At 69.7% G+C, this 16,974-nt stretch carries 16 protein-coding genes; 14 read left to right on the top strand and 2 right to left on the bottom strand.

Going from position 1 to position 16,974, the window contains the following annotated elements; translation table 11 throughout:
- Nucleotide 1: 1 nt before the first annotated feature.
- Complete coding sequence (locus tag ACFYUZ_RS12470; RefSeq protein ID WP_389308164.1) at nucleotides 2-832, bottom strand: hypothetical protein; 831 nt, start codon at nucleotides 830-832, stop codon at nucleotides 2-4.
- A gap of 16 nt (nucleotides 833-848) precedes the next feature.
- Nucleotides 849-1,076 (bottom strand): hypothetical protein, encoded by a 228-nt coding sequence (locus ACFYUZ_RS12465; RefSeq protein WP_389308162.1) that lies wholly within the window; start codon nucleotides 1,074-1,076, stop codon nucleotides 849-851.
- 200 nt (nucleotides 1,077-1,276) lie between these two features.
- Here ACFYUZ_RS12465 and ACFYUZ_RS12460 point away from each other — a divergent pair, with 200 nt between their 5' ends.
- The 14 genes from ACFYUZ_RS12460 to ACFYUZ_RS12395 all read left to right on the top strand — a co-directional run bounded on the left by ACFYUZ_RS12460 (nucleotide 1,277) and on the right by ACFYUZ_RS12395 (nucleotide 16,967).
- Nucleotides 1,277-3,655, top strand: a complete 2,379-nt coding sequence (locus tag ACFYUZ_RS12460; RefSeq protein WP_389308160.1) for an ABC transporter family substrate-binding protein — start codon at nucleotides 1,277-1,279, stop codon at nucleotides 3,653-3,655.
- Between the two features lie 282 nt (nucleotides 3,656-3,937).
- Nucleotides 3,938-5,839 carry a translational GTPase TypA gene (gene typA / locus ACFYUZ_RS12455; protein ID WP_389308159.1) on the top strand — a complete coding sequence of 634 codons (1,902 nt, stop codon included), beginning with the start codon at nucleotides 3,938-3,940 and terminating at the stop codon, nucleotides 5,837-5,839.
- A 479-nt stretch (nucleotides 5,840-6,318) separates the two neighbouring features.
- Complete coding sequence (locus ACFYUZ_RS12450; protein ID WP_389308157.1) at nucleotides 6,319-7,959, top strand: ABC transporter substrate-binding protein; 1,641 nt, start codon at nucleotides 6,319-6,321, stop codon at nucleotides 7,957-7,959.
- A 170-nt stretch (nucleotides 7,960-8,129) separates the two neighbouring features.
- Complete coding sequence (locus ACFYUZ_RS12445; protein ID WP_389308555.1) at nucleotides 8,130-9,062, top strand: ABC transporter permease; 933 nt, start codon at nucleotides 8,130-8,132, stop codon at nucleotides 9,060-9,062.
- Complete coding sequence (locus ACFYUZ_RS12440) at nucleotides 9,055-10,008, top strand: ABC transporter permease (protein ID WP_389308155.1); 954 nt, start codon at nucleotides 9,055-9,057, stop codon at nucleotides 10,006-10,008. Before ACFYUZ_RS12445 ends, ACFYUZ_RS12440 begins: the two co-directional genes overlap by 8 nt.
- Nucleotides 10,009-10,022: 14 nt before the next feature.
- Nucleotides 10,023-11,081: an ABC transporter ATP-binding protein gene (locus tag ACFYUZ_RS12435; RefSeq protein ID WP_389308153.1), complete on the top strand. Its 1,059-nt coding sequence runs from the start codon at nucleotides 10,023-10,025 to the stop codon at nucleotides 11,079-11,081.
- A complete protein-coding gene (locus ACFYUZ_RS12430; protein WP_389308151.1) occupies nucleotides 11,074-12,162 on the top strand; it encodes an ABC transporter ATP-binding protein in 1,089 nt (362 codons plus the stop codon). The genes ACFYUZ_RS12435 and ACFYUZ_RS12430 overlap by 8 nt, the downstream gene beginning before the upstream one ends.
- Nucleotides 12,163-12,552: 390 nt before the next feature.
- On the top strand, nucleotides 12,553-12,972 hold the full coding sequence (locus tag ACFYUZ_RS12425; RefSeq protein ID WP_389308149.1) for a DUF2690 domain-containing protein: 420 nt from the start codon (nucleotides 12,553-12,555) through the stop codon (nucleotides 12,970-12,972).
- Between the two features lie 94 nt (nucleotides 12,973-13,066).
- Entirely contained in the window at nucleotides 13,067-13,477 is a 411-nt protein-coding gene (locus ACFYUZ_RS12420) for a DUF2690 domain-containing protein (RefSeq protein WP_389308147.1), read from the top strand.
- Nucleotides 13,478-13,500: 23 nt separating this feature from the next.
- Entirely contained in the window at nucleotides 13,501-13,932 is a 432-nt protein-coding gene (locus tag ACFYUZ_RS12415) for a DUF2690 domain-containing protein (RefSeq protein ID WP_389308145.1), read from the top strand.
- A 23-nt stretch (nucleotides 13,933-13,955) separates the two neighbouring features.
- Nucleotides 13,956-14,387, top strand: a complete 432-nt coding sequence (locus ACFYUZ_RS12410; protein ID WP_389308143.1) for a DUF2690 domain-containing protein — start codon at nucleotides 13,956-13,958, stop codon at nucleotides 14,385-14,387.
- A 19-nt stretch (nucleotides 14,388-14,406) separates the two neighbouring features.
- Nucleotides 14,407-14,838: a DUF2690 domain-containing protein gene (locus tag ACFYUZ_RS12405; RefSeq protein WP_389308141.1), complete on the top strand. Its 432-nt coding sequence runs from the start codon at nucleotides 14,407-14,409 to the stop codon at nucleotides 14,836-14,838.
- Nucleotides 14,839-14,856: 18 nt separating this feature from the next.
- A complete protein-coding gene (locus ACFYUZ_RS12400; protein WP_389308140.1) occupies nucleotides 14,857-15,930 on the top strand; it encodes an N-acetylmuramoyl-L-alanine amidase in 1,074 nt (357 codons plus the stop codon).
- Between the two features lie 32 nt (nucleotides 15,931-15,962).
- Entirely contained in the window at nucleotides 15,963-16,967 is a 1,005-nt protein-coding gene (locus ACFYUZ_RS12395) for a penicillin-insensitive murein endopeptidase (protein ID WP_389308138.1), read from the top strand.
- Nucleotides 16,968-16,974: the final 7 nt, after the last annotated feature.

Raw genomic sequence — 16,974 nt, 5'->3', positions numbered from 1 at the left:
GTCAGAAGAACCTCGGGTCGTCGAAGGCGCCGGTGGCGAGCAGGTACACGTACAGGTCGCAGACGGCGACGCTGATCAGCGACGCCCAGGCGAGTTGCATGTGACGCCGGTTCAGGCGCCCCACCCACGTCCACAGCCGGTAGCGGACGGGGTGCTTCGAGAAGTGCTTCAGACGGCCGCCGACGATGTGCCGGCAGGAGTGGCAGGAGAGGGTGTACGCCCAGATCAGGACGATGTTGACGAGGAAGACCAGCGTCCCGAGCCCCGCGTGGCCCCAGGCGTAGTCGGCGTCCCGGAAGGTCAGCGCGGTGTCGTACGTGAGGATCCCGGCGACCGGCAGCGCCGCGTAGAAGAAGTACCGGTGGAGGTTCTGCAGGAGCAGCGGGAAGCGGGTCTCGCCGGTGTACGTGCGGTGGGGTTCGGCGACCGCGCAGGCCGGGGGAGCCGCCCAGAACCCCCGGTAGTACGCCTTGCGGTAGTAGTAGCAGGTCAGCCGGAACCCCAGCGGGAAGACGAGGATCAGCAGGGCGGGGGAGAGCCCCCACCAGCTGCCGAAGACCTCCCAGTTCGGCCCGCCGCGCATGGGGACGCAGTTCTCCGCGAGGCAGGGCGAGTAGAACGGGGAGACGTAGGGGGCGGAGTAGTAGTGGGCGTTCGCGAACGCCCGCCACGTCGAGTACGCGACGAAGGCGAGCAGACCGACCGCGGTGGCGGCGGGGGAGAGCCACCAGCGGTCGGTGCGCAGATGGCGGGCGGCGAGGGGGGCGCGCCCCGGGGAGCGCACCCCCGTCGCGGCCCTGGGACTCGTCGGGGGTTGCGTACCTGTGGCCAACCGGGCCTCCTCGGCTCTACGGCGCGTGGCGGTCGTGTGCTCCCAGGCCCTCGTCGTCGACGTCGGTCCACTTCCCGGCGTCGTACGGGGCGTCGGGGATGGTCACCATGCTCGCGGCGCGGCCGGAGGCGGGCGCGGGAGGCACGGTCTGCCCCGTCCCGACGCGGCGTTCCAGCTCTTCGACCGTGTGTTCCAGGTCCTGCAAGCGGCGCTTGACGGCCGCCAGATCGTCCTGAACGGACATGGTTGCCCTCACCTTCGTGAGTGTCGCGCGTCACATCCCGCTTGGGAAGTCGTGTGCACGGGCGGTTGGGCCGCACGAGTGGGGTTTGCCGGTCGCGCCGCCGTGTCGCCGTGGCCGAATCCGGTCGGTCCTTTTCAGTGTATGAGCAATAGGTCTGATCATCTCCAAATGGAATAAATCTGGACGAAGGGGTACAAGTCATGTCCCAGGTCGGCGCCCCTCGCGGGAGGACATGCTCCAGGAGCCCCCGCTCCCGCACGCTCCGCTCCGTCGCCACCCTCACCAGCGCGGTCCTCTCCGTCACCGTCCTCGCCGGCTGCAGCTCCGGCGACGAGACCGACGAGGCCCCCGTCGCGGTCCAGGACAACGCGCCCGCGGCACGCGACCGGGTCGCCGACGGCGGCACCCTCCGCTGGGCGGTCGACGCGCTGCCCACCACGCTCAACGCCTTCCAGGCCGACGCCGACGGCACCACCGCGCGCATCGCCGGAGCGGTGCTCCCCTCCCTCTACACGCTCGACGGGCGCGGCCGGCCGCGGATCGACCCCGACTACCTGGAGTCCGCGCAGGTCATCGAGACCGAGCCCAAGCAGGTCGTCCTCTACAAGCTCAACCAGCAGGCGGTGTGGAGCGACGGCCGCGAGATCGGCGCCCCGGACTTCGTGGCCCAGTGGCGCGCGCTGAGCGGCCGCGACACCGCGTACTGGACCGCCCGGAACTCCGGCTACGAGCGGATCGAGAAGATCGAGCGGGGCAAGAACGACCTGGAGGTGCGGGTCACCTTCGCCAAGCCCTACGCCGACTGGCAGTCCCTCTTCACGCCCCTCTACCCCAAACAGGTGATGGGCTCGCCGAACACCTTCAACGACGGGGCGCGCACCACCCTCAAGGTCACTGCAGGACCGTTCCTGCTCAAGGGGATCGACCGGAAGCGCGGCGACGTCACCCTCACCCGCAACCCCCGCTGGTGGGGGCAGCAGGCCAAGCTCGACAGCCTCGTCCTCAAGGCCGTCCCCCGCGCCGACCGGGCCGACGCGCTCGCCGCGGGCAGCCTCGACCTGGCCGAGATCGACCGGTCCACCGCCGAACGGATCTCCCTCGCCCTCCGGGACGCCCGCGCCGGCCGGAACGGCGCCCAGGCCGCCCTCGCCCACGGCCCCGGCGCCGCGATCACCCCCTCCAAGGCCCTCCGCTCCTGGGCCCTCGCCCACGGCTCCGACGACGAGAAGGCGGCGGACGCCAAGGCCGCCCGCAAGAAGAACCAGGAGGCGATCGACCGGTACGCGAGCGCCCAGGACGCCCTGGCCGCGTACGTGGTCCGCAAGTCCCTGGAGCCCGCCTACACCCAGCTCTCGCTGAACGGCGAGTCCGGCCCGCTGGCCGACGAGCGGGTCCGGCGCGCGGTGGCCCGCGCCATCAACCGCCAGGAACTGGCCGAATCCGTACTGAAGCCGCTCGGCCTCCCCGCGAAGCCCCCCGGCAGCCACCTCGCCCTCGCGGGCCAGGCGGCGTACGCGGACAGCAGCGACGCGCTCGGCGACCAGGACACCAAGGAGGCGCAGGCGCTCCTCGCCGACGCGGGCTGGGTCCCGGGCGGCGCGCTCCGGAAGCCCGCCGGCACCAAGGCGGGCGGCGAGTCGGAGAAGAAGGAGGCCGAGAAGAAGGAGGCCGAGAAGAAGAAGGAGTCGGAGAAGGAGGACGGGGGCTCCACCGACGCCAAGAAGAGGAACGACGACACCGCCTCCGACGAGGGCCTCTACATCGTCGGCGACGACAAGCCCGGCGACCGGCGCGCGGCCCCCGCCATCGGCGCGAACGGCCCCGGCGACGGCGCCGGCACCCTCGCCCCGGCCCCCGACGCCGCCCGCCGGAGCGCCGCGCTGCTCGCCCGTGCCGAGGCCCTCGACACCGGCTCCAGCGCCGCCCGGTCGGCCCCCAAGCCGGACCACGGGATGGCCGGCGCCTACGCCCCGCGCGGCACCGCCGCCCCCGTGACCGCCCCCGACGCCAAGGCCCTCGGCAAGGACGGCAAGGCCCTCAGCCTCCGTTTCGTCCTGCCGTCCGGGCCCGGCTCCGAGTCGCTGCGGGCGGTCGGGGACCGGATCGTCCGGATGCTCGACGCGGTCGGGATCCGCACCGAGGTCACCAAGGTCTCCGACGACAGCTTCTTCAAGGACCACGTGGCCTCGGGCGACTACGACCTGGCCCTCTACTCCTGGCCGGCCTCCGCCTTCCCGGCGACCGACGCCCGCCCGATCTTCGCCAAGCCCGAGCCGGCCTCGGACGGCTCGCTCCTCGTCGAGCAGAACTACTCCCGGGTCGGCACCGACCGCATCGACCAGCTGTTCGACCAGGCGGCGGGGACGCTCGACGAGGAGGAGGCCCGCGAGCTGGTGCGCCAGGCCGACGCCCGGATCTGGGCCGCGGCCGGATCCATCCCCCTCTACCAGCGCCCGCAGCTCGTCGCCGCCAGGGCCGATCTCGTGAACGCCGGGGCCTGGGGACTCGGCACCCCCCGCTACCAGGACATCGGCTTCAAGAAGCCCGAATCCTCCAACGGAGCCGAACGAAACCGCTGAAACCTCTGAAACCGCTGGTCACAACCTCAGAACCAGCTCAAGTTCCTTGCCCGCCGGTGATCCCGGCGGGCAGGATCGCGTCGGCCCTTTGACCCGGTCGCACGACCCCCCGCACGGCCCCCCACACCCTTGAAAACCCTCAGGATTACCACTCGGATCTTGGCCGGGGAAGCCCCTTGCACGGCAGCCCCGTACCATAGGACATAGCCGTGGCGCGTCCGCCCGGCGGGCGTACGAGGAACTGACGCCGCATCCCACGATCCGAGAGAAGCGCAAGCACCCATGCCCACGCGCCACGACATCCGTAACGTCGCCATCGTCGCCCACGTCGACCACGGCAAGACGACCATCGTCGACGCCATGCTCAAGCAGGCCGGTGCCTTCGCCGCCCACCAGCAGCTCGACGACCGCATGATGGACTCGAACGACCTGGAGCGTGAGAAGGGCATCACGATCCTCGCCAAGAACACGGCGGTGAAGTATCACCCCAAGGACGGCGGGGCCCCGATCACCATCAACATCATCGACACCCCCGGCCACGCCGACTTCGGTGGCGAGGTCGAGCGCGGTCTGTCGATGGTGGACGCGGTCGTCCTCCTCGTCGACGCCTCCGAGGGCCCGCTTCCGCAGACCCGCTTCGTGCTGCGCAAGGCCCTCCAGCAGCGCAAGCCCGTCATCCTCTGCATCAACAAGACGGACCGCCCGGACTCCCGGATCGACGAGGTCGTCAACGAGACCTACGACCTCTTCCTCGACCTGGACGCGGACGAGGACCAGATCGAGTTCCCGATCGTCTACGCCTGCGGCCGCGACGGCATCGCCTCGCTGACCAAGCCGGCGGACGGCACGGTCCCGCAGGACTCCGAGAACCTGGAGCCGTTCTTCTCCACCATCCTGGAGCACGTCCCGGCCCCGTCGTACGACGAGGAGGCCCCCCTCCAGGCCCACGTCACCAACCTGGACGCCGACAACTTCCTCGGCCGCATCGCGCTGCTCCGCGTCGAGCAGGGCGAGCTGCGCAAGGGCCAGACGGTCGCGTGGATCAAGCGGGACGGCACGATCTCCAACGTCCGCATCACCGAGCTGATGATGACCGAGGCGCTCACCCGCAAGCCGGCCGAGGTCGCCGGCCCCGGTGACATCTGCGCCGTCGCCGGCATCCCGGACATCATGATCGGCGAGACCCTGGCCGACCCGGAGAACCCGATCGCGCTCCCGCTGATCACGGTCGACCAGCCCGCCATCTCCATGGTCATCGGCACCAACACCTCGCCGCTCGTCGGCCGCGGCGGCACCGGCAAGGGCGCCGACGCCAAGGCCGCCGTCAAGGACCGCAAGGTCACCGCCCGCCAGGTGAAGGACCGCCTGGACCGCGAGCTCGTCGGCAACGTCTCGCTCCGCGTCCTCGACACCGAGCGCCCGGACGCCTGGGAGGTCCAGGGCCGTGGTGAGCTCGCGCTCGCCATCCTGGTCGAGCAGATGCGCCGCGAGGGCTTCGAGCTCACCATCGGCAAGCCGCAGGTCGTCACCAAGGAGGTCGACGGCAAGATCCACGAGCCCGTCGAGCGCCTCACGGTCGACGTCCCCGAGGAGCACATGGGCGCGGTCACGCAGCTCATGGGCGTCCGCAAGGGCCGCATGGACAACATGTCGAACCACGGCTCCGGCTGGGTCCGCATGGAGTTCGTCGTTCCGTCCCGCGGCCTCATCGGCTTCCGCACGGAGTTCCTCACCAACACCCGCGGCACGGGCATCGCCCACTCGATCCACGAGGGCCACGAGCCCTGGTTCGGCCCGCTGCAGACCCGTAACAACGGCTCCCTGGTCGCCGACCGCGCGGGTGCGGTCACCGCCTTCGCGATGACCAACCTCCAGGAGCGCGGCGTCCTCTTCGTGGACCCGGGCACCGAGGTCTACGAGGGCATGATCGTCGGCGAGAACTCCCGCTCCGACGACATGGACGTGAACATCACCAAGGAGAAGAAGCTCACCAACATGCGCTCCTCCTCCGCCGACTCCTTCGAGGCGATCGTCCCGCCGCGCAAGCTCTCCCTGGAGCAGTCGCTGGAGTTCTGCCGCGACGACGAGTGCGTCGAGGTCACCCCGGAGGCCGTGCGCATCCGCAAGGTCGTCCTGGACCAGAAGGAGCGCGGTCGTTCCGCTTCCCGCGCCAAGAACGGCTGAGTAAGGTCGCATACGGCCGCTGACGGCGGGGTAGATCACGCTTCTGTGATCTTCGCCGCCCGCGGTTGACGCGACGTCAGCACCGGAGCCCGGACCCCCACAGGCACTGTGGGGGTCCGGGCTTTTCGTCAAGTGCCGTCAACTCCATTTCGGAGTCCGGGTGTCCGGATATCGGCGATCGCTCTCCGGTACGTGTGTTAACAGTCCGTTTCGGGCGTGTCTGTCTGTGCTCATTTTGTCCGGATTTCGGTCACCCGGGACCCGGTGATGTTGTCAAAACGAGACCGCTTAAGTGTGGTTTACAGCCCGGACGTACTTAATAGTTGGCTCCATTGAGCTCGGGTCAATGGGTCACGCACTGTGGGGAGTGCCGACTCACGAGCACACTCGGGGCACTTGAGTCCAAAGCCGTCAGGGGTGTCGGCGAAACTCGGAGTGCCCCTCTTGTAGTGACAAAGTGGACTCATGAGGAGGAACCCATGCGCGGTGCCAAGAGCGCCAAGTGGGTAACGGGCGCGATCATCGTCGCCCTTGCTGCGACCGCCTGTGGCGGGGGTAAGAGCGACGGCGGCAGCGACGCCAAGGGCGCTGTTGACCCGAACGGAATCTTCTCCATCGAGCTGGGCGAGCCTGAGAAGCCCCTGCTCACCGGTGACACGATGGAGTCCAACGGCTCCGCCGTCATGGCCGGCCTGTTCTCGACCCTGGTCGACTACAAGGCCGACGGCTCCCTGGAGATGATCAACGCCGAGTCGGTCACCACGACGGACTCGAAGACGTGGACCGTCAAGCTCAAGCCGGGCTGGACCTTCCACGACGGCACCCCGGTCACCTCCAAGTCCTACGTGGACGCGTGGAACTGGAACGCCAGCCTGAAGAACGCCCAGGGCCTCGCGTCCTGGTTCGCGGACATCAAGGGCTACGACAAGGTCCACCCGGACGCCGAGGGCGCGAAGCAGACCGCCGACAAGCTCGAGGGTCTGAAGGTCGTCGACGAGAACACCTTCACCATCGAGCTCTCGAAGGCCGTTCCGTACTTCGGTCACAAGCTCGCCTACATCGTCTTCGCCCCGCTCCCGGCCTCCTTCTACAAGGACCCGGTCGCCGGCGGCCAGAAGCCGGTCGGCAACGGTCCCTACAAGTTCAAGAGCTGGGACCACAAGAAGAAGATCGAGATCACCCGGTTCGACGGCTACAAGGGCCCGAACAAGGCGAAGAACGGCGGTGTGGTCTTCAAGAACTACACCACCCTCGAGGCCGCGTACGAGGACCTGAAGTCCGGCAACGTCGACGTCCTGCGTCAGATCGCGCCGAAGGACCTCCCGGTCTACCGCCAGGACCTCGGCGACCGCGCCGTGGACCAGCCGTACTCCGCGATCCAGACCATCGCCGTCGCCTTCTACTCCGACCAGTGGAAGAAGCCGAAGCAGATCGACCCGCGCGTCATCCAGGGTCTTTCCATGGCGATCGACCGCGCCACCATCACCAAGACGGTGCTGAACGGCACGCGTGAGCCCGCGACCGGCTGGGTCGCGAAGGGCGTCCTGGGCTTCCAGGAGGACGGTGGCGCCGGCGTCACCAAGTACGACCCGGCTCAGGCCAAGGCCCTCATCAAGGCCGGCGGCGGCGTCCCGGGCAACAAGATCTCGATCCAGTACAACGCCGACGGTGGCCACAAGGAGTGGGTGGACGCTGTCTGCAACTCCATCCAGCAGGCCACCAGCGTCCAGTGCGTCGGCGACGGCAAGCCGGACTTCCAGGCCGACCTGACCGCCCGTAAGACCAAGCAGGTCAAGTCGCTCTACCGCTCCGGCTGGGTGCTCGACTACCCGGTGAACGCCAACTTCATCTCGGACCTGTTCCGCACGGGTGCGGGCGGCAACCAGGGCGACTTCTCCAACAAGGAGCTGGACGCCAAGATCGCGAAGGCCGACTCCGCCACGACCCTTGACGAGTCCGTCAAGGCGTACCAGGCGATCGAGAAGGACCTCAAGAACTACATGCCGTCCATCCCGCTCTGGTACTACAAGGTCAACGCGGGCTTCTCCGAGAAGGTCTCGGGTGTCGCCTACGGCCAGGACGGCGACCCGATCCTGACCGGCGTCGAGGTCAAGAAGTAATCACCCAAGCGTAGTCCGCACACCGTCACGGGACTGACGGATCGTCAGTCCCGTTTCGGTGCCTTACGCAGCGGCTGGGGGGCCCTTCCACGACATCAGCGTGCCCGGATCCGGGCACGCTGTCGGGGGAGGGCCCGTCGGTTGCGCTGTCACATCTCAACGGAGGCATGATGGGGCGTTATGTCGCACGACGACTGCTCCAGATGATCCCGGTATTCCTCGGGACAACCCTGCTGATCTTCCTCATGGTGCACAGCCTGCCCGGTGACCCCGTGCTGGCCATGTTCGGCGACAAGGGCGCCGACCCGGCGACGCTCGCCGCGAAGCGCCACGAGCTGGGTCTCGACAGGCCGCAGTGGGAGCAGTACGTCACGTACATGTGGGACATGATCTGGCACCAGGACTTCGGTACCCAGATCCGGAACGGCCGCCCGGTCACGGAAGTGCTCGGCGACGCGTTCCCCATCACCCTTCAGCTTGCCGCCCTGGCCTTCGCCATCGAGCTGGTCTTCGGCATCGGCCTGGGCATCATCGGCGGTCTGCGCGCCGGTCGCCTGGCCGACAACCTGATCCTGATCTTCACCCTGCTGATCATCTCGATCCCGGTCTTCGTCCTCGGCTACATCATCAAGATGGTGTTCGCCTTCAACCTGGGCTGGATCGCGCCGAACGTCAGCACCGAGCCGGTCCTGAGCGAGATGATCGCCCCGGCCATCGTGCTCGGCGGTCTCTCCCTCGCCTACGTGGCGCGCCTCACCCGTACGTCCATGGCGGAGAACCTGCGCGCCGACTACATGCGCACGGCCGTCGCCAAGGGCCTGCCGCGGCGCCGCGTCATCGGCGTCCACCTGATGCGCAACTCGATGATCCCCGTGGTCACCTTCCTCGGCACCGACATCGGCGCCCTCATGGGCGGCGCGGTCGTCACCGAGGCGATCTTCAACATCCACGGCGTCGGTGGCGTCATCGCCGACTCGATCTCCCGGCGTGAGGGTTCGACCCTGGTGGGCCTCGTCACCATCCTGGTGATCGTCTACCTCGTCACCAGCCTGCTCATCGACCTGCTGTACGCGGTCCTGGACCCGAGGATCCGGTATGCCTGACGTGACCAAGACCGCTGCCGCGGCCGTCGAGGACGCCATCGCCCCGCCCACCGTGGGCCCGGCGCCGGCGGCCAAGCAGGACAAGGCCCGCAGCCTCTGGGGCGACGCCTGGGCCGACCTGCGCCGCAACCCGTACTTCATCGTCTCGTCGGTCCTGATCGCGCTGCTGCTGCTGGTCTCGGCGTGGCCGACCCTCTTCACCAGCGCGTCCCCGACCGCCGGTGACCTGGTCCACCACTTCCTCAGCAAGCCCGAGCTGGGCAAGATCGGCTCGCCCGAGTGGCTGGGCTACGACCAGCAGGGCCGCTCCGTCTACGCCCGTCTGATCCACGGCACCCGCGCCTCGGTGACGGTCGGCATCGCGGTCACCGCGATCGTCACGATCGTCGGCGGCATCATGGGCATGATCTCGGGCTACTTCGGCGGCTGGGTCGACGCGATCCTCTCCCGCCTCACCGACGTCTTCTTCGGCATCCCGTTCCTGCTCGGCGCCATGGTCGTCCTGCAGGCCTTCGTCGAGCGGACCGTCTGGGTCGTCGTCTTCGCCCTCGCGTTCCTCGGCTGGACCCAGATCACCCGCGTCATGCGCGGTGCCGTGATCACGGTCAAGCAGGCGGACTACGTCCACGCGGCGAAGGCCCTCGGCGCCGGCACCGTCCGGATCCTGTTCAAGCACATCCTGCCGAACGCCATGGCCCCGGTGATCGTCGTCGCGACCATCGCGCTCGGCGGCTACATCTCGGCCGAGGCGACCCTGTCCTTCCTGGGTCTGGGCCTCGCCGCCCCGACCGTCTCGTGGGGTGTCGACATCTCCGCGGGCGTCGCCCAGATCCGCATCGCTCCGCACGTCCTGCTCTGGCCGTCGATCATGCTGAGCCTCACCGTCCTGGCGTTCATCATGCTCGGCGAAGCCGTTCGCAACGCCCTCGACCCCAAGCTGCGCTGAGGAGGGCGTAACAGATGAGCACCATCGACAAGACCGCGGCCGTCCCGGCGCCGCGCGGCGGTTCCGACCACACCGGTCCGCTCCTCGAAGTCCGCGACCTGCACGTGGAGTTCCACACCCGTGACGGCGTGGCCAAGGCGGTCAACGGCGTCAACTACTCGGTGAACGCCGGCGAGACCCTCGCCGTCCTCGGCGAGTCCGGCTCCGGCAAGTCCGTCACGGCCCAGGCCGTCATGGGCATCCTCGACATGCCGCCCGGCAAGATCCCGCAGGGCGAGATCCTGTTCCGCGGCGAGGACATGCTGAAGATGTCCGAGGAGGACCGCCGGAAGATCCGCGGCCGGAAGATCGCGATGATCTTCCAGGACGCGCTGTCCTCCCTCAACCCGGTCCTCACCGTCGGCTACCAGCTCGGCGAGATGTTCCGGGTCCACCACGGCATGTCCAAGAAGGACGCCAAGGTCAAGGCCATCGAGCTGATGGACAAGGTCAAGATCCCCGCCGCCAAGGCCCGGGTCTCCGACTACCCCCACCAGTTCTCCGGCGGCATGCGCCAGCGCATCATGATCGCCATGGCGCTCGCCCTGGAGCCGGACCTGATCATCGCCGACGAGCCCACCACGGCTCTCGACGTGACCGTCCAGGCCCAGGTCATGGACCTCCTCGCGGAGCTCCAGCAGGAATACAACATGGGTCTGATCCTGATCACCCACGACCTCGGCGTCGTCGCCGACGTCGCGGACAAGATCGCCGTGATGTACGCCGGCCGGATCGTCGAGCAGGCGCCGGTGCACGAGCTGTACAAGCGCCCGGCCCACCCGTACACCCGCGGTCTGCTGGACTCGATCCCGCGCCTGGACCAGAAGGGCCAGGAGCTCTACGCGATCAAGGGCCTGCCGCCCAACCTGCTCAAGGTGCCCACCGGCTGCGCCTTCAACCCGCGCTGCCCCAAGGCCGACGACATCTGCCGCACGGAGATCCCGGCCCTGGTGCCGGTCACCGAGCAGGACGGCGCGGATCTGCCGGGCCGTAAGAGCGCCTGCCACTTCTGGAAGGAGACGATCCATGGCTGACCTCAGCAAGAACGACGAGGCCGTGGCCGCCGCCATCGAGGCCCCCGTGGGCCGCGGCGAACCGATCCTCCAGGTGCGGGGCCTGCAGAAGCACTTCCCGCTGACGCAGGGCATCCTCTTCAAGAAGCAGGTCGGCGCGGTCAAGGCCGTGGACGGGGTCAGCTTCGACCTCTACCAGGGCGAGACCCTCGGCATCGTGGGCGAGTCCGGCTGTGGCAAGTCCACGGTCGCCAAGCTCCTGATGAACCTGGAGCGGGCCACCGCCGGCGAGGTCTTCTACAAGGGCCAGGACATCACCAAGCTGTCCGGGCGCGCGCTGAAGGCCGTCCGCCGCAACATCCAGATGGTCTTCCAGGACCCGTACACCTCGCTCAACCCGCGCATGACGGTCGGCGACATCATCGGCGAGCCCTTCGACATCCACCCCGAGGTGGCCCCGAAGGGCGACCGGCGCCGCAAGGTGCAGGAGCTGCTCGACGTCGTCGGTCTGAACCCGGAGTACATCAACCGGTACCCGCACCAGTTCTCCGGCGGCCAGCGCCAGCGCATCGGCATCGCCCGCGGCCTCGCGCTCAACCCGGAGATCATCATCTGCGACGAGCCGGTCTCGGCCCTGGACGTCTCCGTCCAGGCGCAGGTCATCAACCTGATGGGGAAGCTGCAGGACGAGTTCAACCTGTCCTACGTCTTCATCGCGCACGACCTGTCGATCGTCCGGCACATCTCCGACCGCGTCGGCGTCATGTACCTCGGCAAGATGGCCGAGATCGGTACGGACGAGCAGATCTACGAGCACCCGACGCACCCGTACACCCAGGCGCTGCTCTCCGCGGTGCCGGTGCCGGACCCGGAGGCCCGCGCGCACCGCGAGCGGATCATCCTCACCGGTGACGTCCCCTCGCCGGCCAACCCGCCGTCGGGCTGCAGCTTCCGCACCCGCTGCTGGAAGGCGCAGGAGAAGTGCTCGCAGGAGGTTCCGGTCCTCGCGGTCCCGGAGCGCTTCAAGGGCCAGGACACCCCGGCCGCCCACTTCTCGGCGTGCCACTTCGCCGAGGAGAAGCAGGTCGTCCCGGTGCACTGACGCACCGACGCGCCGTCTGATCCACCTGGAGCCGAAGAGGCCCCGGGTCCGAAGGCCCCCGGCCACCCGCAAGGGTGACCGGGGGCCTTCGGCGTTCCCGGCCCCGCGCCGCGCGACGGCGACGGGAGCAGGGGCGTCCCACGGGACGGGCGTACGGCCGTCCCGTTCCCGTCCCGCGTCCCCCGGCCCGTCCCGTGACCCCGGCGGGACGCCGCCCCCCACCCGCGCCCCTGCCTCGGCCGTCGACGGCACGCCGTCCCACCGGGCCCGCGCACGGGACGGCCCCGGTCCTGCGGGACGGCGCGGACGGCGGGCGGGACTGGCAGCGTGTGTGCCGCGGCCCAGCCCGACTGCCGCCGAACGCACACCACTTCAGGCCCGGGGGTCACCATGAACGCGCTCACCCGCAAGCTCGCCACCGTCGGTTCGGCCCTCGCCATGGCGGGGTCGAGCCTCCTGCTCGCCTCGTCGCCGGCGTCGGCCGCGACGTCCTGCTACTCGACGAGCTGCCACGGCCTCGACCCGGCGTACACGGTCTGCCAGAACGACGCGCGGACCGTCCTCACCAGCGACACCGGCGTCGAGCTGCGCTACAGCGCGACCTGCCGCGCGGTGTGGGCCCGCAAGACCTCGGCGGTGGCCTGGCACAAGTACATCGTCCAGAACGACCGGCGCGAGACGCAGTTCGTGGTGCCCACCAGCTCGGGCGGCACGGTCTGGACGACCATGGTCGACGACAAGGACATCTACGCCTACGCCGCCGACTACCGCCCCGACGGAACCCAGGCGTCGAGCACCCTCTGGTGGTGACCCGCCCCGGGCGGCCCACGGGACCGGTCCGGCCCGCGGCGCGCCGCGGACCCCGCAGTCACTCGACACGAGTCCTCAGAAGGAGTCCTTCGTCGTGAACCCGCTCACCCGCAAGCTCGCCACCGTCGGTTCGGCCCTCGGGCTCGCCGCGTCCGGTCTGCTCCTCGCCTCCGCGCCGGCGTCCGCAGCGACCTCCTGCTACGGGCCGTCCTGCACGGGCCTGGACCCGAGCACGTCCATCTGCCAGAACGACGCCCGCACGGTCGCCACTTCGAGCATCGGCACCGAGCTGCGCTACAGCCCCACCTGCCGGTCCGCCTGGGCACGGCAGAGCAGCAACACCTCGATGACCATCTGGGTCGAGAGCAACACCGGTCTGGGCCAGTCCGCTTACTACACCGGCAGCGGCACCGTCTGGACCTCGATGATCGACGACAAGGGCATCGTCGACCGGGCCTGCGGCTACATCATGGGGTTCGGGGCGACGTGCACGTCGTGGTACTAGAACGAGACAAGGAGCCCCTCACCATGAGGCCGTTCACCCGCAAGCTCGCGACGGCCGGTTCGGCCCTCGCGCTCGCCGCGTCCAGTCTTCTCCTCGGGTCCTCCCCGGCGTCCGCCGCGACGAGCTGCTACGCGAGCAGCTGCCAGGGCCTGGACCCGAGCACGACCATCTGCCAGAACGACGCCCGCACCGTCGGCACGACCTCGTTCTACGACGTGGAGCTGCGCTACAGCCCCACCTGCCGGGCGGCGTGGGCGCGCTACCCCACGTTCACGCCGAACCGGCTGATCATCTTCGTGCAGCGCCAGGACGGCAACGGGACCTACTCGGTGCACACCAGCGGCAGCTACGCCGTCTGGACCCCGATGGTGAACGACAAGGACCTCCTGTCCCGGGCCTGCGGCTACGTGGACTACAACTCCCCGTCCACGGCCGAGTGCACGTCCTGGTACTAGACCGAGAGAAGGAGTCCTTCACCGTGAACACGTTCACCCGCAAGCTCGCGACGGCCGGTTCGGCCCTCGCGCTCGCCGCGTCCGGCCTGCTCTTCGCGTCCTCCCCGGCGTCCGCCGCGACGAGCTGCTACGCGAGCAGCTGCCAGGGCCTGGACCCGAGCACGACCATCTGTCAGAACGACGCCCGCACCGTCGGCACGACCCAGCTCTGGGGGGTGGAGCTGCGGTACAGCCCCACCTGCCGGGCGGCGTGGGCGCGCTACCCCACGTTCACGCCGGCCCGGTTGACCATCTTCGTGCAGCGCAGGGACGGCAACGGGTTCTACTCGACGCCCACCGACGCCAGCCACGCCGTCTGGACCCCCATGGTGAACGACAAGGACCTCCTGTCCCGGGCCTGCGGCTACTACGAAGGCGCGCCCACGCCCGATTCCGACTGCACCTCCTGGTACTAGACCGAAGGAGACACGGCCCGTGAAGGCACTGCCGCCCCTCACGCGCAAGCTCGCCACCGCCGCCTCCGCCCTCGGACTCGCCGCGTCCGGACTGCTCTTCGCGTCCTCCCCGGCCTCCGCGGCCACCTCCTGCTACGCGTCGAGCTGCACCGGCCTGGACCCGTCCACGACCGTCTGCCAGAACGACGCCCGCACCGTGCGGACCGCCGACTGGGGCGTGGAGCTGCGCTACAGCCCCACCTGCCGGGCCGCCTGGGCCCGCAAGACCTCGGGGGGCTCCCTCGACACCGAGATACGGGTGCGCAACAGCGCGGGCGACACGCACGGCGTCTACTACGGCGGCTGGGGAACGGTCTACACCGCCATGGTGAACGACAAGGACATCGTCGCCTGGGCGTGCGAGACCCGCGCCTACGACACCCTCCAGACCCACTGCACCGGCACGTACTGAGCTGAGGACCTCCACACCATGACCCCGGTCAACGAACCGACCCCCAGCCGCCGCACCCTGCTCACCGGAGGCCTCGCGCTAGGCGCCGCGGCCGCGCTGCCCCTGTGGGCGAGCGGCCCGGCACAGGCCGCGGACGGGCCCGTCATCGCGGACACCACCGCGTGGGGCGCCCGTCCGTCGAGCAGCCCCGTGCGGGTGCTGTCGACCCCGCCGCAGAAGATCATCGTGCACCACACGGACACGCCCAACACGACCGACTACTCGCAGGCCCAGGCCTTCCAGCTCGCCCGCGCGATGCAGAACTGGGCGATGGACGAGCGCCACTGGATCGACACGGGCCAGCACTTCACCGTCTCCCGCGGCGCGTACGTCCTGGAGGGCCGGCACAGCAGTCTGGCCGCGCTCCGGGGCGGCACCCAGACCGTGGAGTCGGCGCACTGCGCCGGGCAGAACACCGTCGCCATCGGCATCGAGAACGAGGGCACCTACACCACGGTCGACCCGAGGAGCCAGCAGTACGCGACCCTCGTCGAGCTGTGCGCGTACATCTGCCGCCAGTACGGGCTGCGCGCCTACCAGATCTACGGGCACCGGGACTTCAACGCCACCGAGTGCCCCGGCGACCGCCTGTACGCGCTGCTTCCGCAGCTGCGGCGGGACGTCGCCGCCCGCGTCGGCGGCGATCCGACGGCACCCGTGTGGCCGCTGCTGCACAACGGCGACACGGGCGACCGGGTGCGCGCGCTCCAGCACCTGCTCGTACGGCGCGGCGCCACGATCACCGTGGACGGAAGCTTCGGGCCGGCCACCGAGAAGGCCGTACGGGACTTCCAGACGCTCGTGACCGCGACCTCCGACGGCTACGCCGGCAACCAGACCTGGCACCAACTCGTCGTGCCCGTACGGCAGGGCGACACCGGTGAGGCCGTCAAGGCCGTCCAGCTCCTGCTCACCGCCAAGGGCGTCCCGACCGACGTCGACGGCGCCTTCGGCCCCGGCACCCTGGCCTCGGTCGCGACCTTCCAGAACACGGCCGGACTGCCCGCCGACGGCTCTGCCGACGCGCGCACGTTCAGCCGCCTCCTCGCCTGAAGCCCCCACCGACAAAGGAGAAGCCCACCGCCATGTCGTCGACCACCCGGTCGTTCCGCCCCGCGCTCGGGGCCGTCCCCCTCGCGGCCCTCGCCGCACTCGCCGCGCTGCTCGTGCTCATCGGCCTGGGCACGCCCGCGCACGCCTTCGCGGGCGCGTTCGTCCCCACCCAGAGCAAGGGCAACCGGGGCTCGGACGTCGTCGCCCTCCAGTACCTGCTCAACGGGCAGGGCGCGCAGCTCACCGCCGACGGCGTCTTCGGCTCCGGCACCGACACCGCCGTCCGCTCCTTCCAGTCCTCCCACGGCCTCGGCGCGGACGGCATCGTCGGCCCCAACACCTGGCGGGCGCTGACCGTCACCGTCCGGGAGGGCAGCCAGGGCGAGGCCGTCAAGGCCGTGCAGCACCTGCTCAACGCCAAGCGCGGAGCGGGCCTCACCGTCGACGGCGCCTTCGGTCCCGGCACCGCCTCGGCCGTCCGCACCTTCCAGAGCCACGCCGGTCTCGGCGCGGACGGCGTCGTCGGCCCGGACACCTGGACCAACCTGCTCTGGCACTACGAGTACGCCGACTACAACGCCGGCACCCTGTGCAACCAGAACCCGGACGGCAACGCCTCCGCGGACTGGGGCACCGGTGCGGCCATCGGCCAGCTGGAGGCCGGAGCCCGCAGCTTCGCCGCCCTCGGCCGCGGCAAGGTCCCGGTCGGTGACATCGCCTTCGAGCACGGCGGCTCCATCTACGGCCACGCCAGCCACCAGGTCGGCCTGGACGTCGACTTCTGGCCGGTGCGCACCGACTCGGCGCAGTGCGCCGGCTCCCGGATCACCTGGGAGTCCGCCGCCTACGACCGCGGCGCCACCCGCGAGCTGGTCAAGGCCCTGCGCGCGGCCGCGCCCGGGCACGTGAAGTTCGTCTACTTCAACGACCCGCAGCTGATCGCCGAGGGGCTGACCGTCCAGTACCCCAACCACGACAACCACCTCCACATCCGCTACTGCGAGCCGGTTCACCCGGACGCGAGCTACCAGTGCTGACCCGAGA

The sequence above is a fragment of the Streptomyces sp. NPDC004266 genome (assembly GCF_042874095.1).
Taxonomy (GTDB): Bacteria; Actinomycetota; Actinomycetes; order Streptomycetales; family Streptomycetaceae; genus Streptomyces.
Note: the sequence above shows the minus strand (reverse complement) of the source record. Positions and strands in the feature narration are given on the sequence as shown.

Excerpts from the sequence above, each read along its gene's own strand:
- ACFYUZ_RS12465 (WP_389308162.1), bottom strand. The coding sequence starts at position 1,076 with ATGTCCGTTCAGGACGATCTGGCGGCCGTCAAGCGCCGCTTGCAGGAC.
- ACFYUZ_RS12460 (WP_389308160.1), top strand. The coding sequence starts at position 1,277 with ATGTCCCAGGTCGGCGCCCCTCGCGGGAGGACATGCTCCAGGAGCCCC.
- typA (WP_389308159.1), top strand. The coding sequence starts at position 3,938 with ATGCCCACGCGCCACGACATCCGTAACGTCGCCATCGTCGCCCACGTC.
- ACFYUZ_RS12450 (WP_389308157.1), top strand. The coding sequence starts at position 6,319 with ATGCGCGGTGCCAAGAGCGCCAAGTGGGTAACGGGCGCGATCATCGTC.
- ACFYUZ_RS12445 (WP_389308555.1), top strand. The coding sequence starts at position 8,130 with ATGGGGCGTTATGTCGCACGACGACTGCTCCAGATGATCCCGGTATTC.
- ACFYUZ_RS12440 (WP_389308155.1), top strand. The coding sequence starts at position 9,055 with ATGCCTGACGTGACCAAGACCGCTGCCGCGGCCGTCGAGGACGCCATC.
- ACFYUZ_RS12435 (WP_389308153.1), top strand. The coding sequence starts at position 10,023 with ATGAGCACCATCGACAAGACCGCGGCCGTCCCGGCGCCGCGCGGCGGT.
- ACFYUZ_RS12430 (WP_389308151.1), top strand. The coding sequence starts at position 11,074 with ATGGCTGACCTCAGCAAGAACGACGAGGCCGTGGCCGCCGCCATCGAG.
- ACFYUZ_RS12425 (WP_389308149.1), top strand. The coding sequence starts at position 12,553 with ATGAACGCGCTCACCCGCAAGCTCGCCACCGTCGGTTCGGCCCTCGCC.
- ACFYUZ_RS12415 (WP_389308145.1), top strand. The coding sequence starts at position 13,501 with ATGAGGCCGTTCACCCGCAAGCTCGCGACGGCCGGTTCGGCCCTCGCG.
- ACFYUZ_RS12400 (WP_389308140.1), top strand. The coding sequence starts at position 14,857 with ATGACCCCGGTCAACGAACCGACCCCCAGCCGCCGCACCCTGCTCACC.
- ACFYUZ_RS12395 (WP_389308138.1), top strand. The coding sequence starts at position 15,963 with ATGTCGTCGACCACCCGGTCGTTCCGCCCCGCGCTCGGGGCCGTCCCC.